The 14,242-nt window shown below is 47.0% G+C and carries 14 protein-coding genes and 2 pseudogenes; 13 read left to right on the top strand and 3 right to left on the bottom strand.

Going from position 1 to position 14,242, the window contains the following annotated elements; translation table 11 throughout:
• Positions 1 to 15: 15 nt before the first annotated feature.
• The 8 genes and pseudogenes from AOA56_RS00775 to AOA56_RS00740 form a co-directional block, all read left to right on the top strand.
• Positions 16 to 1,221: pseudogene (locus AOA56_RS00775) on the top strand (hydantoinase/oxoprolinase family protein); the annotation flags it as partial.
• A gap of 19 nt (positions 1,222 to 1,240) precedes the next feature.
• The gene (locus AOA56_RS00770) at positions 1,241 to 1,945 is read left to right on the top strand and encodes a hypothetical protein (RefSeq protein WP_053768765.1); all 705 of its coding nucleotides are present in this window, start codon (positions 1,241 to 1,243) and stop codon (positions 1,943 to 1,945) included.
• Positions 1,914 to 2,375 carry a NanQ anomerase/TabA/YiaL family protein gene (locus AOA56_RS00765; protein ID WP_024731597.1) on the top strand — a complete coding sequence of 154 codons (462 nt, stop codon included), beginning with the start codon at positions 1,914 to 1,916 and terminating at the stop codon, positions 2,373 to 2,375. The genes AOA56_RS00770 and AOA56_RS00765 overlap by 32 nt, the downstream gene beginning before the upstream one ends.
• Positions 2,376 to 2,453: 78 nt before the next feature.
• Positions 2,454 to 3,443 (top strand): LacI family DNA-binding transcriptional regulator, encoded by a 990-nt coding sequence (locus AOA56_RS00760; RefSeq protein ID WP_048620568.1) that lies wholly within the window; start codon positions 2,454 to 2,456, stop codon positions 3,441 to 3,443.
• A gap of 19 nt (positions 3,444 to 3,462) precedes the next feature.
• A complete protein-coding gene (locus AOA56_RS00755; protein WP_053768764.1) occupies positions 3,463 to 4,410 on the top strand; it encodes a sugar kinase in 948 nt (315 codons plus the stop codon).
• Positions 4,411 to 4,421: 11 nt separating this feature from the next.
• Positions 4,422 to 5,048, top strand: coding sequence for an orotidine 5'-phosphate decarboxylase / HUMPS family protein (locus tag AOA56_RS00750; protein WP_053768763.1), 627 nt, complete (start codon positions 4,422 to 4,424; stop codon positions 5,046 to 5,048).
• 16 nt (positions 5,049 to 5,064) lie between these two features.
• Positions 5,065 to 5,604, top strand: a complete 540-nt coding sequence (hxlB, locus tag AOA56_RS00745) for a 6-phospho-3-hexuloisomerase (protein WP_053768768.1) — start codon at positions 5,065 to 5,067, stop codon at positions 5,602 to 5,604.
• Positions 5,605 to 5,620: 16 nt separating this feature from the next.
• On the top strand, positions 5,621 to 6,247 hold the full coding sequence (locus AOA56_RS00740) for a bifunctional 4-hydroxy-2-oxoglutarate aldolase/2-dehydro-3-deoxy-phosphogluconate aldolase (RefSeq protein ID WP_024731601.1): 627 nt from the start codon (positions 5,621 to 5,623) through the stop codon (positions 6,245 to 6,247).
• Between the two features lie 167 nt (positions 6,248 to 6,414).
• Here AOA56_RS00740 and AOA56_RS00735 read toward each other — a convergent pair whose 3' ends face one another.
• Positions 6,415 to 7,299 carry a LysR family transcriptional regulator gene (locus AOA56_RS00735; RefSeq protein WP_024731602.1) on the bottom strand — a complete coding sequence of 295 codons (885 nt, stop codon included), beginning with the start codon at positions 7,297 to 7,299 and terminating at the stop codon, positions 6,415 to 6,417.
• 215 nt (positions 7,300 to 7,514) lie between these two features.
• Here AOA56_RS00735 and ilvD point away from each other — a divergent pair, with 215 nt between their 5' ends.
• The 4 genes from ilvD to AOA56_RS00715 are packed head-to-tail and all read left to right on the top strand — an operon-like array spanning position 7,515 to position 12,706.
• Positions 7,515 to 9,185 carry a dihydroxy-acid dehydratase gene (gene ilvD, locus AOA56_RS00730; RefSeq protein ID WP_024731603.1) on the top strand — a complete coding sequence of 557 codons (1,671 nt, stop codon included), beginning with the start codon at positions 7,515 to 7,517 and terminating at the stop codon, positions 9,183 to 9,185.
• Positions 9,186 to 9,206: 21 nt separating this feature from the next.
• Positions 9,207 to 10,193 (top strand): ornithine cyclodeaminase family protein, encoded by a 987-nt coding sequence (locus tag AOA56_RS00725; RefSeq protein WP_024731604.1) that lies wholly within the window; start codon positions 9,207 to 9,209, stop codon positions 10,191 to 10,193.
• Positions 10,194 to 10,235: 42 nt separating this feature from the next.
• On the top strand, positions 10,236 to 11,615 hold the full coding sequence (locus tag AOA56_RS00720) for a peptide MFS transporter (RefSeq protein ID WP_238117714.1): 1,380 nt from the start codon (positions 10,236 to 10,238) through the stop codon (positions 11,613 to 11,615).
• A gap of 17 nt (positions 11,616 to 11,632) precedes the next feature.
• The gene (locus tag AOA56_RS00715) at positions 11,633 to 12,706 is read left to right on the top strand and encodes a M24 family metallopeptidase (RefSeq protein ID WP_053768762.1); all 1,074 of its coding nucleotides are present in this window, start codon (positions 11,633 to 11,635) and stop codon (positions 12,704 to 12,706) included.
• A gap of 20 nt (positions 12,707 to 12,726) precedes the next feature.
• Here AOA56_RS00715 and bilS read toward each other — a convergent pair whose 3' ends face one another.
• Together bilS and AOA56_RS00705 are read right to left on the bottom strand one after the other, a co-directional pair.
• Positions 12,727 to 13,245, bottom strand: a complete 519-nt coding sequence (gene bilS / locus AOA56_RS00710; RefSeq protein ID WP_048620573.1) for a flavodoxin family protein BilS — start codon at positions 13,243 to 13,245, stop codon at positions 12,727 to 12,729.
• Between the two features lie 17 nt (positions 13,246 to 13,262).
• Positions 13,263 to 13,661: a P-loop NTPase family protein gene (locus tag AOA56_RS00705; protein ID WP_024731607.1), complete on the bottom strand. Its 399-nt coding sequence runs from the start codon at positions 13,659 to 13,661 to the stop codon at positions 13,263 to 13,265.
• Between the two features lie 337 nt (positions 13,662 to 13,998).
• On the opposite strand from AOA56_RS00705, the pseudogene AOA56_RS16750 reads away from it, so the two are divergent.
• Positions 13,999 to 14,233, top strand: a pseudogene (locus AOA56_RS16750) (D-proline reductase (dithiol) proprotein PrdA); the annotation flags it as partial.
• Positions 14,234 to 14,242: the final 9 nt, after the last annotated feature.

Here is a 14,242-nt window from a genome sequence, read left to right as displayed (position 1 = left end):
TGGAGCTCCACATAATCCTCCCTGGATGTTCGTGTACTTGGTGTGGCAGGAGGAAGTATGATACGCCTCTCCAAGAGCGGCGTATCTGATGTGGGACCCCGTTCCGCACATATTGCCGGACTTGACTATGCAGTCTTTACACCGGAAGAAGAAATCGTGGAACCACAGTTGGAACTTTTCTCCCCAAAGAAAGGAGATCCGGCGGACTATGTTGCAATTAAATTGAAGAGTGGCAAGCGCATTACCATCACTAACTCCTGTGCGGCGAATGTTTTGGGATTGGTAAAGCCGGAGCATTTTTCCTACGGAAATGCTAATGCGGCAAGAAAAGCGATGCAGCCGGTTGCGGATTACCTGGGCGTGACAGTGGAGGAAGTGGCGAAGCAGATTCTCACGAGAGCGTATGAGAAAATCTCTCCGGTCATCATGGAACTTGCGGAAAAATACAAACTAGAAAAAGACCAGATTTCCCTCGTGGGAGTAGGAGGCGGGGCGACGTCCCTGATCGGTTTCTGTGCGGATAAGATGAAGATCAATTACAGTGTGCCGGAAAACGCAGAGGTTATCTCCTCTATAGGCGTTGCACTGGCTATGGTGCGAGACGTGGTAGAACGTGTCGTTCCGAATCCTACAGCAGAAGATATCCGTAATATCAAACAGGAAGCGATTGACAAGGCGGTCGAAAGTGGGGCCGCTCCGGATACCGTGGAAGTACATATTGAGATTGACCAGCAGACGTCCAAGCTGACGGCGATCGCTCTTGGGTCAACTGAAGTGAAGACAGCAGACCTGATGAAAGAATGTACTTATGAGGAAGCAAGAAGACTTGCGGCTTTGAACCTGCGAAAAGAAGAAAACGAAATTGAACTTGCCTGCCAGGTTCCGAATTTCTGGGTGTTCCAGGCAGAAGAAAAAGGCAAGAGACCAGTGAGGATTCTGGACAAAAAAGGTTTCATCAAGGTACAGAGAACGGATGGTGTATCAGTACAGACTAAGGCAGCAAGCTACCGGAGCGCTGTATCCAAGATGTGGGAGGAGCTGGCAGTCTACAAGGCAGACTCCATTCTGCGTCCGGATTACTACATCTGTGCGGGAGCAAGAGTTATGGATTTTGGAGGCAGCACTGAGCTGGAGCAGATTCTGATGCTCATTGATGTGGAAATGCAGGCACTGGATCCGAATATGGATATCATTGTGGTTGGAGCAAAGAGTTCATTATAATCTGAGAAAGAAGGACGACATGCGGCGGACAATACGGGAAATGACAGAACAATTGATGGGACTTGGGGACGAGGCGTGGGGGCACTACGCTTTCTTCCACGAGCCCCTGGAGCGGAAACTTTCCAAAGAGCAGAAAGCCAGTTATACAAAGCTTGCTATGAAGTGCGGACGAGAGGAAGGAGTACTTTTAAAAACAGCCAATCCACAAAAGACGGTGCTGGAAATTACCCGTGATATGGGAATCCGGGTGGAAACACCGGACATTCCAAACGGTGGCGGTCATGTGACTTTTGCCCAGTACGAGGAAACAGGAAAGATCATCATTTTTATGGACTGTATAAAAAAGGCTGATGATTTGATACGAAGCGAAGGTATGGAAGAGCTGTTTGCGGACGTGGATATCTTTTCAGTCCTGCTCTCGCATGAGTTGTTTCATGTGGTGGAGCACAAAAAGCGGAATACGATTTTCACCCAGACTGAAAAGATTGAGCTTTGGCGGAAACCATTTTCCAACAAATCAAGGATTATTGCTTTAAGTGAGATGGCAGCCATGGCTTTTGCAGGCGAGATACAAGGGCTTCCCTTTTCCCCGTACGTTTTTGATGTGGTCCTGATGTACTGTTACAGCAAGGAAGCTGCGGAGGCGCTTTATGAAGAAATCATGGAGGCCGCCTCCCAAAAGGAGGAAAACGATGCTGACAACAAGCGTGAAGATCGGAAATAAATACAATTACACGGAAGAGAAAATCGAGCAGGCGCTTACATTTCTGAGGACAACGGATTTCACGGGGATGGAGCCGGGAAAGGTTGCGATCGACGGAGACCGGATTTTCGCTGAAATCCAGGAGTACACGACGAAAGATCCGAAAGACTGCCGGTTCGAGACTCACCGGAAATACTACGATATCCAGTATGTGGCAGAGGGGGAAGAATTCTTCGGATATATCCCTCTTTCTGAACTGGAGGAGGACACCGGTTATGATGAGACACGGGATCTGGAGTTTTATAAGGAGCCGGAGAATCCGGGCTGGATTCACCTGAGGAAAGGCGACTTCGCCATTGTCTCGCCGGAGGACGGACATAAACCGAGATGCATCGGGGACGCGCCTTGTAAGGTGAAAAAAATAGTGGTAAAAGTGCTTGTAGAAAGCTAAAACCGAAGCTGTCGATTGACAATGAAAGCCGGGGAAACGTATACTAAAAGGTAGAAAAATGTCAGGAGATAGCAGGAAATGAATATATATGATATTGCAAAAGAGGCCGGCGTTTCCATCTCAACGGTATCCAGAGTCCTGAATGATAAAGGTTACGTCAGTGCGAAAACAAAGGCCAGAATACAGGAAGTTTTAAAGCGGAACAAGTATCAGCCAAGCGCCATTGCAAGGGGACTTGTCAGCGGAACTATGAAAAACGTAGCCATCGTAACTGTGGATGTCCGTCATCCGCACTATGCTATGACGACGTTCATTATGGAGCAGAAGCTGACCGGGCTTGGCTACATGGTGCTGGTCTGTAATACAGGAGCTAAGAAGGAAGAATGTATGAAATATCTTCGGATGCTTTCCAGAAACCAGGTAGAAGGAGTAATTCTTGTCGGATCTGAGTTCAATGAGCTCTGCGATCCTGACGAGCTTTCCCAGCTTCTGCCGGAGACGCCCATTGTTATGGCTAACGGGGAGCTGAAACTTCCGAGTGTCCAGTCCATTCTTGTGGACGAGGGGTATGGAGTCCAGCTTGCGGTTCAGCATCTGTATGACCGGGGCCACCGAAACATCAGTTTTGTGATGGACACGCAGAAAGATGCGGCAGTTCGCAAACGGAACGGATTTTTGATGAAAATGAAACAGTTTGGGTATGATGACGCAAAAGAGCGGATTTTGTATACCGGGTATGGAGTAGAAGGCGGTGAACAGGCTGCCAAGCAGATTGTCGGGGATGCCAGACGGTACGATGCGGCAATTTTTACCGAGGATTTGACGGCTATTTATGCGATGAACACCCTCCAGAATATGGGATACCGGATCCCGGAGGATATTGCGGTGATCGGGTGCAATAACTCCGAGTATTCCAGGATCAGCAATCCGCCTTTGACGACAATCAATAATAAGGGAGAGCTTTTAAGCGAGCTTTCTGTTCAGCTTCTGGAAAATCTGATGACAGGAAAGTCGGAGAAAGCGTCTCTGATTATCCGTCCGGAGCTTGTCGTCCGTCAGACGACCTAGACAGGAAAGGAAGAGGTTCATGTCAGAAGTGATTTTATTTGGAGAACCGATGGCAATGTTTGTAGCAAAGACACCGGGAAGGCTCCATGAAGTAGAAGAGTTTACAAGACTCCTTGCGGGAGCGGAGGTCAATGTAGCGATCGGTCTGAAACGTCTGGGCCACAGCGTGTCCTATGTAACGAAACTGGGTACGGACCCGTTTGGCGTTTACATTGAGGAAAAGTTGAAAACAGAAGGAATAGAGACTCAGATTACAAAGGATAATCAGCATTTTACCGGATATCAGTTGAAAAACAAAGTGTTCGAGGGCGATCCGGAAGTCTTTTATTATAGGAAAAACAGCGCGGCTTCCTATTTGAATGAGGAGGATGCGGAGAAAGTAGATTTTGAAGGAGCGAAGGTACTCCATCTTACCGGAATTCCGCCGGCCCTCTCGCAGAGTTGCCGCAACGCAACGTACCGGATGATCGAACGTGCCAGAGAGAACGCAATGATCGTCACGTTTGACCCGAATTTGCGGCCGACTCTCTGGGAGAGCAAAAGCGTGATGATCCGTACGATCAATGACCTGGCTTCACGGGCAGATATTGTCCTTCCGGGAACAGGAGAAGGAAAAGTACTTATGGGAAGCGAAGATCCGAAAGAGATAGCCTCATTCTACCGGAGGCTTGGTGCAAAGGCGGTGATCGTAAAGGCCGGAGCCGAAGGAGCCTATGTGGAGATGGAAGATCAGAAGAGGTCATATCCGGGCTTTAAAGTGGACAAAGTCATCGACACCGTAGGCGCTGGGGATGGTTTTGCGGTCGGCGTCATCAGCAGTTATCTGGAAGGACTCTCCACTGAACAGATGATCGAGAGAGCCAATGCAATCGGATCCATCCAGGTTTCTGTGGAGAGTGACAATGAAGGACTTCCGACCCGGGAAGAGCTGCGGACATACATCGAAACACATCAGAATGAGAGATAGAGGTGAGCAGAATGAGACTTCAGGTGGCGATCGACAGGGTAAACCTTAAAACAGCGGAGGCTATGATAGAGGAGATGCGGGGAATGGCGGACATCATCGAGGTGGGTACTTCTCTGATCAAAGACTATGGTCTTGAGAACAGCGTTGCCAGATTTAAGAAGCGGTTTCCGGATCAGTGCTTTCTTGCGGATATTAAGACCTGCGACGAGGGAGCTTATGAATTCCGGAAGAGCTACGAGGCAGGTGGAGATATTCCAACTGTCATGGGATTTTCCTCGATAACGACGATTCGTGCCTGCGCCGGTGTAGCAGGGGAACTTGGAAAGGAATATATGATTGATTTGCTGGAAGTTCCGGCAGATCGGATCAGGGCCCTCTGTGAAGTGTTCCCGGAGGCAATTTTCTGTATTCATCTTCCTTCGGACAAGCAGGGAGAAGGGCTTGTCGAGCTGGTAAAAAGCAGTGTGAAGGAGCTTTCCGGAGCCAAGAAGATTGCGGTGGCAGGAGGAGTGACACTTGGAATGGTTCCGGTGTTAAAATCATGCGGGATCGAGATTGGTATCGTGGGAAGCGCAATCACAAAATCAGAGAACAAACATGAAATGGCCGCCCGGTTTGCGGAGGCGGTTCGTGGATAGAAACGGAGGAAAGAGGATGGATGTATTACGGACAATCATGGACGAGATTGAATGTGTAGTTTCCAAGGTAGAAAAAGAAGAGATTGACCGGGTGGTGAATTTGATCCGAAAAGACAGAAGGATCTTTGTGGCCGGCGAGGGTCGCTCCGGTTTTAGTGCCAAGGGATTTGCCATGAGACTGATGCACCTTGGATATACAGTATATGTGGTTGGTGAGACGATCACTCCGGCTTTAAGGGAGGGCGATCTTCTCGTCGGGGTGTCCGGTTCAGGAAAGAGTATCAGCGTTATAGATGCGGCCAGAAAAGCAAAAGAAAAAAAAGGTGTCGTCATTGCGGTGACGAGTAAAAAAGAGTCCCCGCTTGCCGGATATGCGGATCAAGTGCTTATAATTCCAGGAACTGTAAAAGGGGATACCGGAGAGAGCAGAGGGTCGATTCAGCTTCTGAGTTCCCTTTTTGACCAGAGTCTCCATATTGTTCTGGATGCTGTCTGCCTGATTATCAGCTACAGAGATGATACGGCAAATGAAAGCGCAACAGGAGCTCACTGGTAGAAGGAGGAATCAAAGAATGAGTATCATAGATGAAAGATTGGAAGAGATCCGGATTGTTCCGGTGGTGAAGATAGAAAGGGCGGAGGACGCAAAAGGACTTGCCGGAGCGCTCGTAAGAGGTGGGATTCCGTGTGCGGAAGTGACTTTTCGGACAGATGCGGCGGCACAATCCATTCGCCTGATGAGTGAGGCTTATCCGGAAATGCTCGTGGGAGCAGGGACAGTCCTGAAAACCGGGCAGGTGGATGCGGCGATCGAGGCGGGTGCGGAATTTATTGTAAGTCCCGGGCTGAATCCGAAGATCGTACGCTACTGCCAGGAAAAAGGAATCCCAGTGTATCCGGGCGTAGCGACGGCCAGCGAGATCGAGCAGGCTCTGGAGCTTGGCCTGTCTGTGGTAAAATTCTTTCCGGCGGAAGTCAACGGTGGCGTTAAGGCGATCAAAGCGCTGTCCGGACCGTACATCCAGCTCCGGTTTATGCCGACAGGAGGAATCAATGCAGATAATATTAAAGACTATCTTACATGCCCTCAGGTCATTGCCTGTGGAGGAAGCTGGATGGTGAGAGAAAATCTGATTGAGGAGAAACGCTTCGACAAGATCGAGGAGCTCTGTAAAGAGGTAGTAGAACAGATTCGATAGAAAAGGTTGTGAAAAGACGGCGGGAAGAATCCTGCCGTCTTTTTGAGAATGTGGGTGAGGGGAAAAGAAGAGCTTGACGGGGGTATTTGCCGTTACTTACAATTTTGGAATGTATTTTCGGGCACTTCTGATGATTTGAAACAAAACAGATTTCAATACCGTCAGGATCAGTCGGATCGGCGCCCTAAATTTTCTTCGCACCATCGTTTCGCGAAAGCCCGGAACTGGAGGACTGCTTTGGAAGGAGTGACTCCGGAGGGGAGGGCAATCCCCAGAGTCCGGGTATAATGTTCGGTAAAAGAGCGGATACACACTTCAAACGGGGCGTTATGGAGGAGGAGCTTTGGCAGAATGGTGATGCCAAAGCCCTGTTCCACCATTTTAAGAGCCGTAAAGTCCTCGTTAATCTGATAGCGGATGTGAGGGGCAATCTGGTTTAGTTCAAAGATTTTTCCGGTTTCGTATTCCAGTCCGTCTGCAGTGAGAATAAAATCCTGATGGTTAACGTCAGAAAGAGATACAAGCAGATGGTTTGAAAGGGGGTGGGACAGAGGTGTTACAAGCATGAGCTCGTCGCTTCCCAGTGGTACGAACGGAAGACCCGGCACGGAAAACTCGGATACGAAGATGCAATCCAGCTCGTTCGCCTGGAGCTTTTCTTTCAGTTCGCCAAATCCTCCAATGGTGAGCTGAAAGCGGATGTTGGGATATTCCGTGGAAAAATCTTTGAGGATACCCGGAAGCCAGTGGTAGGAGATACTCTGGATCGTACCGATGCGGATCAGACCGCTGTCCAGATTGACGAGGGAAGCGGCAGTGCGCTCAATCTCATTTTCCGCGTCGCAGATTGCCCGCAGGGATTCCAAAATCCAGGTCATATCCGACTTAAGCTCCATTCCGTTTTTAGAACGGATAAAAATCTCCAGACCTAGTTCCTTCTCAAAGTTTTTAATGGTCTGGCTTACGGCAGACTGCGTGTAGTTTAAAAGTGCGGCGGTTCGGGAGAGGCTGTGGGTCTCGCAGACGCTCAAAATCGTTTTATACTTATTCATATAGGTGCCTTTCGTTCAATTAATCTAATGATAATCATTAAAAAAACTAAAATAAAATCTATATACTATATTATTTTATTATCTATAAGAAAATCTGAATAATATCATTAAAAATTATTAATGCAGAATTCAGTGCTTTTCTTTTATTATTATCTGTAAAGGACAAAGAATTGTCAAGTGATTGAGAAGAAACAAGAACAGATCAGGAGGAAATTATGGGAACAGAGTACTGGAACGGCGCCGAGGCGGCGCACCGCAGAGTTATGATGAAGGCGGCCGGATATTCGGATGACGATATCCGTAAGAAACCACACATTGGGGTTCCAAATTCGTATATGTCAGGATCACCGGGATCAGCTCATCTTCGGCAGATTGCAGAAGCAGTAAAGGAAGGAATCTGGGCAGCAGGCGGTGTGCCGGTAGAGTTTGGGATTCCCGCAACATGTGGAAATATCGCAAACGGAGCGGAAGAATTAAAATATGAACAGGTTGGAAGAGACATTGTGGCGATGTCGGTGGAATTTGTCACCCGTGTCCACAATTTTGATGGGCTCGTGATGATTGCGTCCTGTGACAATATTATTGCAGGCTGTTACCTTGCGGCAATGCGCCTGGACATTCCATCTATGGTAGTAACGGGAGGCTCGATGCAGCCAGGGCAGTACTGCGGCAAGACTGTAGTGGAAGCGGATCTGGATTCCGCCCGCTTTTCCGGGGCGACCGAAGAAGAGTTGATGGATATGGAAGACAATGTCTGTCCATCCTTTGGCGCCTGCCCGTCTATGGGAACGGCAAACACGATGCAGATGCTCGGAGAAGTGCTGAATCTTGTCCTTCCTGGAACGTCCACGATTCCGGCTTCTGACAATGCGAAGCTCAGAAGAGCGCGAGAGGCTGGAAAATATGCGGTGAAACTTGTAAAAGAAGGGAGAAAGCCGTCAGATTTGATTACAAAAGAAGTCCTGCTCAATGCTATCATGTTTGATATGGCAGTGGCAGGATCCACAAATGCGGTACTTCACCTTCTTTCTTATGGATATGAACTGGGAATAAAACTGACGCTGGAGGATTTTGAACGATATGCCGACGAAATTTACTGCATCAACGCCGTAGTGCCAAGTGGCCCGTATACTGTGGTAGATTTCCATTACGCAGGAGGCGTGATGAACGTGATGAAAATGCTGGAGAGCAAGCTGTTTATCGATGTGCCTAGTATGTACGGCTGCACATGGAAAGAGCTGCTGTCCAAAGTAACACCAAAGGAAAATGAGGTCATTCATTCTCTGGAACGTCCACTTTTCCATGAGCCGGGTCTTAAGATTCTGAGGGGCAATCTGTCGCCGAATGGAGCCATCGTCCGACCGACGGCTGTCTACGAAGAGGTAAAATACCTGAAAGGGAAGGCGAAGGTCTTTGAAGGAGACCGTCCGGCCTTTGAAGCAATTCAGGCAGGAGATATTGTACCGGGAGATATTATTGTGATTCGGTATGAGGGATGTAAAGGTGCCCCGGGTATGAAGGAGTTGATGCTGAGTATTGACGCTCTGATCGGACTGGGTCTTCACAAAAGTGTGGGACTGATTACAGACGCTCGATTCTCCGGATTCAATTACGGAGCTATTATCGGCCATGTATCTCCTGAAGCGTACGACGGCGGAACTATTGCGCTTGTTGAAAATGGGGATGAGATTGTAATCGACATTCCGAATGGGGAAGTGAATCTGCTTGTGTCAGAAGAGGAGCTTACCAGAAGAAAGGCAGATTGGGTATGTCCGCCGCTCAAAGAGGAAAAAGGATGTCTGAATATTTATGCGAAGATGTGCAGACCGGCAGAAGAGGGGGGCGCGATGCAGCCTTGGGGACTGGACGCGCGATTCAAACGATAGAAAAAGGCAGGAGGATTGGACATGTTATTATTATCAAAAGCAGATATTAAAAAAGTATTTACCATGAAAGATGCTGTGGAAGCAGACAAAGAGGCGTTCCGTCTTGTCGTGGAGGGAAAGTGCGACGCACCGATCCGCACGAATATTCAAGCTCCGAAACATGAAGGCAGTTTTCTTTTTATGCCGGCTTATGTGGAGGAAATGGACACAGCGTCTTTAAAAGTCGTCGATATTTTCCCACACAATATTGACCAGGGGCTTCCGACATCCCCGGCCCAGGTATTTCTGATCGACGGGAAGAATGGGATTGTAAAGGCAGTACTGGATGGAACCTATGTGACCCAGATTCGGACAGGAGCAGCTACGGGAGCAGCTTTTGACCTGCTGGCGAAGAAAGACTGTCGTATTGGGGCATTGATTGGTACAGGCGGACAGGCGGCAGCCCAGTTGGAGGCAATGCTGACAGTAAGAAAACTGGAGGAAGTCCGGGTGTTTGACATGAATCCAGAGCGTGCACAGGCATTTGCGGCGACCATGCAGGAAGAACTTGAGGAATATGGGGCGAAGATCGTCGCTGCGGTGTCCTCGGATGAGGCGGTAGAGGGAGCGGACCTTCTTGTGACGGTAACTCCATCTTCCAGGCCGGTCTTTGATGCATCCAAAGTAAAAGAAGGAGCAACAGTGAGTTGTGTGGGAGCATACCAGCCGCATATGCAGGAGATGGATCCGGCAATCTTGACTCGGGCATCCAAAATTTACTTTGACTCAGAAGAAGCTGTACTTTCAGAGTCAGGAGATATTCTGATTCCACTTGCGGATGGAACGATCACGAAAGAAGATTTTACAGGAGATCTGGGGCAGTTAATCAAAGGGCAGATTCCGGGAAGAGAAAGTGATGAAGAGATCATCGTCTTTGAAACGGTTGGTGTAGCTGCTCAGGATCTGATGGCAGCAAAGGCAATTTATGACCGGGCTGTAGAAGCGGGAATCGGAATGAATTGGGAATAGAAGCCGATTTTTATAAAAACTACAAAAGAGAGGTAAATGGATATGAATGGTACGTCAGAGGTGGTCGCAAAAAAATATCCGAAAGCGATGTATTTTTGCGGATCTGTGTTTTCTTTTACTAATTTTTCTTACTATGGAATGAAACTGGTACTTCTGCTTTTTATTGCGGAATCTACGGCAAAAGGAGGTCTGGGGCTTAGTAATGGGGAGGCTACCTCCCTTCTGGCGTCCTTTATGGCGTTTTCTTATTTGTCACCGATTGTCGGGGGATGGATCAGTGACCGCTTTTTGGGTCCTAAATTGTGCGTGATCATCGGGATGATCATATCTGGATGCGGATATTTTCTGGCGTTTATGTCACACAGCAAACAAGAAATTCAGCTTATGATTGTTCTTTGTGTTATTGGGAGTGGGCTGTATAAAAGTACGTCTCAGACGTTGGTAGGAAGCCTGTTTGAAAATGATGACCCAAGGAAAGACGGAGCCTTTTCCATGACATATATGTTTACAAATGTGGGAGTGCTGCTTGGGCCTTTTCTGTGTGGTTTGATAGCAAATCAGTGGTTTGCTGTCAAAGACGGAGGGGAAATTTTGGAATATGGATACCGTGCAGTTTTTCTGACAACAGCGATTGTCATCTGGTTTGGAGCTGCATTCTTTGCCATCGGCCAGAAATTCTTTTTGAAAAATATGGCCGTGTCTGCTACGGCCAAGGAAAATCTGAAAGAGAAAAAAGAGCTTGCCAAAGTACCGCTGACAACAACAGAAAAAAGAAGAATGTGTGTTATTCTGATCCTTGCGTTTTTTACGATTTTTTTCTGGATTGCGTACAATCAGGCATCGATGTCGATTGCACTTTATATGCAGAATTTTATTGATCTTAGAATCGGGAATTTCCAGATTCCTACGGCATGGATCGACTCCTACAATGGGCTGCTCTGCGTCATTTTAGGACCGATTGCAGCGGCGATTTGGGTGAAACTTTCAAAAACCCGGCATGGGGATCTGAACATTTCTCAAAAAATGAGTCTTGGGTTTGCGTTTCTTGCGGTAGCATTTGTGTTTATGATCGCGGCAGTTATGAAAACAGGAGAGATTCCAGGGGAAGGAGCAAAGGCAAGTGTACTTTTTATTATCGCATTTATCACTTTCCAGAGTATCGGAGAGATGTGTTTCGCACCGGTCGGATACGGAATGGTAAATAAGCTTGCACCTGCAAAGTACGCTTCGCTGTTGATGGGCGTTTGGTTTGCCAGTATGTTTGTTGCCAATAAATTGTCAGGCTATGTAGAAGTAGTGATCGGTAAACTGGGAATGTTGCAGGTGTTTATCATTATTCCGGGATGTCTGTTGGTGATTGGTCTGCTTTTGTTTGCTCTTAACAGAAAGCTGGAGAAGCTGGCACAACATGAAAGACAATAGAAGAAAGGAGTTTCGTGATGGATAACATAGAGAAAGTATTGGGGATTTTAAAAGGTCAGGGACTGGATGGGATTTATATTACAAAAGAGGCAAATGTCAAATATATCAGTGGCTATCCAGATGAACTTGCATATGTTGTTATCTGCCCTCAGGGGAATTATCTGATTACAGACAGTCGTTTCACAGAGCTGGCGGAGCAGTACTGTCCGGGTTTCGAGGTTGTCAACTGGCACAATTATGATAGGAGTATTCCTAAAGCGCTTGAAAGTATCTGCATGAAAGCGGGAATCAAAAAACTTGGATTTGAAGAATGTTTCACAACATACGATAAGTATGTAGAAATTCACAGACTCCTGTCAGTTTGTCAGATTGAAATGACCGGGACAAGAAATATTGTAGAGGAGCTTCGCTATGCAAAATCCGAAGAGGAAGTGGCGAACACCAGAATTGCATGTGAGATTGCGGATAAGGCGCTGGAAGAGCTGGTTCCTTACATCAAACCAGGGGTGACGGAAAGAGAGCTGTGCGCAAGGCTGGAATTTAGTATGAAAATGCACGGCGCTCAGGATATTGGGTTTGAGACCATATTGATTTCAGGTACAAAGACGTCGCTGCTCCACGGCAAACCAGGAGATAAGAAAGTAGAAGAAGGAGATTTTGTGCTCGTAGATTACGGCGCAAAATACAACGGGTATATTTCAGATACAACCCGTACATTTGTTGTAGGTCATGCGTCAGACAAGCAGAAAGAAATTTATGGAATGGTGAAGCAAGGCCAGGAAATTGGTCTTCAAAATATGGGGCCTGGAATTCATGCCGCCAAGCCGGATGAAGAAATTCGGAAAGTGATAAGCAAATATGAAGAATATTATTATTCAGGAATCGGTCACGGAGTGGGTCTTGATCTTCACGAAGAGCCGTTCCTTGGCAACTATGGTACAAAGATCATGCAGCCTGGTTGTGTGATCACGATGGAACCGGGAATCTATATCCCTGGATGGGGAGGAGTACGTATCGAAGATACAGTATTGATTACAGAAAACGGTGCAGAAACACTGACGCACTTCCCGAAAGATTTGATGATTTTGTAAGAAAGAAAGCCTCAGCCATCTTACAGACGGCTGAGGCAGTTTTTTGCAAATGTCGTGGCGTGTTCCAGATCTTCCTTTGTAGGATGAATCATCGCCTCGTCGAAATTTAAAAGCTGGAGCTTTAGATGCCGGTCATGCTCCTCATCTCCATTAAGCATGGATTCGTATTTCTGGCGGATTTGCAAAGGCATCTTACCCTGACAGAAGAAACCTCCAAGGTACGCATTGTCATCTTCCAGCCAGATACGTGCACTGTTTTCGATGTTCTTATAGTAGTTGTCCGTATTACCGGCGCCGCAGGTGCCAAAGAGCGCCACATTCCTACCAGAAATAGTAGAAAGCAGATTGCCGATTTCCAGACTGCATGTACCCCGGTGAACACAAAAACCAATAAAATAAGTGGAAGCCTCCGGCAGGGAGGAAAGCTCATCAATACTACGCAAATCCTTTGCCATGCCAGGGAGAGCTGCAAAGATAGAAGTGGCGAGCTTCTTTGTGTTTCCTGTTTCACTTTGATACAGAACCATATAATCCAACATGATCATGGTCTCCTTTCTCAGCTTTTCTTAATAAAATGTGCATTGCACTTAGGACAACGAATCTCAATCTTTCCCTTCCCACGTGGAATACGGATCTTCTGACCGCAGGACGGGCACTTGTAAATATGATAGTGCTTTCGCTGGCTGAAACCGTAACGGATGGCAGAAATCTTTTTCCGGATTCCGGCCGTATACTTTAAATAGAGCTGATTCTCAGCGTAGCGCTTCGAGTGGTTCCGTGAAAACATCCGAAAATACGAATAAACTAAGATGGCAAGGGAAAGCAGATAAAAAATACCACCATTCCGGGTAAAACCGGACAGCAGTAAAAAGAGAATCCCCAACACCACCAGGCATTTGGAAAACTGATCAACCCCATAGCGGCCATACATAAAGCGCAAAAACTTATCTTTCATCTTCTCTACACAACCTGTCATAATATACTTTGAATATTATTTTACAGCATTTTCTTCAGGAATCAATAAACTGTATATAAATTTTCCATAAATTCGGTATTTGATGTTCTGATACAGAAAGGATGTTAGCTGGCAGCAGGCAAAAACCGGAGAATATGCGGTATCAGTTTCCGTACTCTTAAAAGATGAGGAAATGTTTTTGAATAAATAAGGCGGAAATGACAGACAGGGGTATCGACATTTTGGATAAAAAGATTTAATATATAAAAAGAATGAATTGGAAAAGCCCCTTTTAGGGGGCTAATATGAAAGAAGAAGATTTGAAGGAGGAAGGAATATGTCTATCACAGCAGAAACCGCAAAACAACATGCACATGATCCGGCAGTTCTGTGCTGTAGAGCGGAGGCAGGAATTACGATAGGACCGGAGAACCTGGAGGACCCAAGTATCTTTGACGAGCTGGTGGACAGTGGGCTTTTGAATCTGGACGGATGTCTTCAGATCCATCAGATCCTTGGTGCCAAACTAACAAAGACCTGCGACTCTCTGACCCCGATTACTGTCGATGTAATTGATGCGG

This window comes from Sellimonas intestinalis (assembly GCF_001280875.1).
GTDB classification, from domain to species: Bacteria; Bacillota; Clostridia; order Lachnospirales; family Lachnospiraceae; genus Sellimonas; species Sellimonas intestinalis.
This window is presented reverse-complemented; position numbering and strand designations above follow the sequence as displayed.

Bases quoted from the DNA above. Each gene is read 5' to 3' on its own strand.
- AOA56_RS00770 (WP_053768765.1), top strand. From the start codon at position 1,241: ATGCGGCGGACAATACGGGAAATGACAGAACAATTGATGGGACTTGGG.
- AOA56_RS00765 (WP_024731597.1), top strand. From the start codon at position 1,914: ATGCTGACAACAAGCGTGAAGATCGGAAATAAATACAATTACACGGAA.
- AOA56_RS00760 (WP_048620568.1), top strand. From the start codon at position 2,454: ATGAATATATATGATATTGCAAAAGAGGCCGGCGTTTCCATCTCAACG.
- AOA56_RS00755 (WP_053768764.1), top strand. From the start codon at position 3,463: ATGTCAGAAGTGATTTTATTTGGAGAACCGATGGCAATGTTTGTAGCA.
- AOA56_RS00750 (WP_053768763.1), top strand. From the start codon at position 4,422: ATGAGACTTCAGGTGGCGATCGACAGGGTAAACCTTAAAACAGCGGAG.
- hxlB (WP_053768768.1), top strand. From the start codon at position 5,065: ATGGATGTATTACGGACAATCATGGACGAGATTGAATGTGTAGTTTCC.
- AOA56_RS00740 (WP_024731601.1), top strand. From the start codon at position 5,621: ATGAGTATCATAGATGAAAGATTGGAAGAGATCCGGATTGTTCCGGTG.
- AOA56_RS00735 (WP_024731602.1), bottom strand. From the start codon at position 7,299: ATGAATAAGTATAAAACGATTTTGAGCGTCTGCGAGACCCACAGCCTC.
- ilvD (WP_024731603.1), top strand. From the start codon at position 7,515: ATGGGAACAGAGTACTGGAACGGCGCCGAGGCGGCGCACCGCAGAGTT.
- AOA56_RS00725 (WP_024731604.1), top strand. From the start codon at position 9,207: ATGTTATTATTATCAAAAGCAGATATTAAAAAAGTATTTACCATGAAA.
- AOA56_RS00720 (WP_238117714.1), top strand. From the start codon at position 10,236: ATGAATGGTACGTCAGAGGTGGTCGCAAAAAAATATCCGAAAGCGATG.
- AOA56_RS00715 (WP_053768762.1), top strand. From the start codon at position 11,633: ATGGATAACATAGAGAAAGTATTGGGGATTTTAAAAGGTCAGGGACTG.
- bilS (WP_048620573.1), bottom strand. From the start codon at position 13,245: ATGTTGGATTATATGGTTCTGTATCAAAGTGAAACAGGAAACACAAAG.
- AOA56_RS00705 (WP_024731607.1), bottom strand. From the start codon at position 13,661: ATGAAAGATAAGTTTTTGCGCTTTATGTATGGCCGCTATGGGGTTGAT.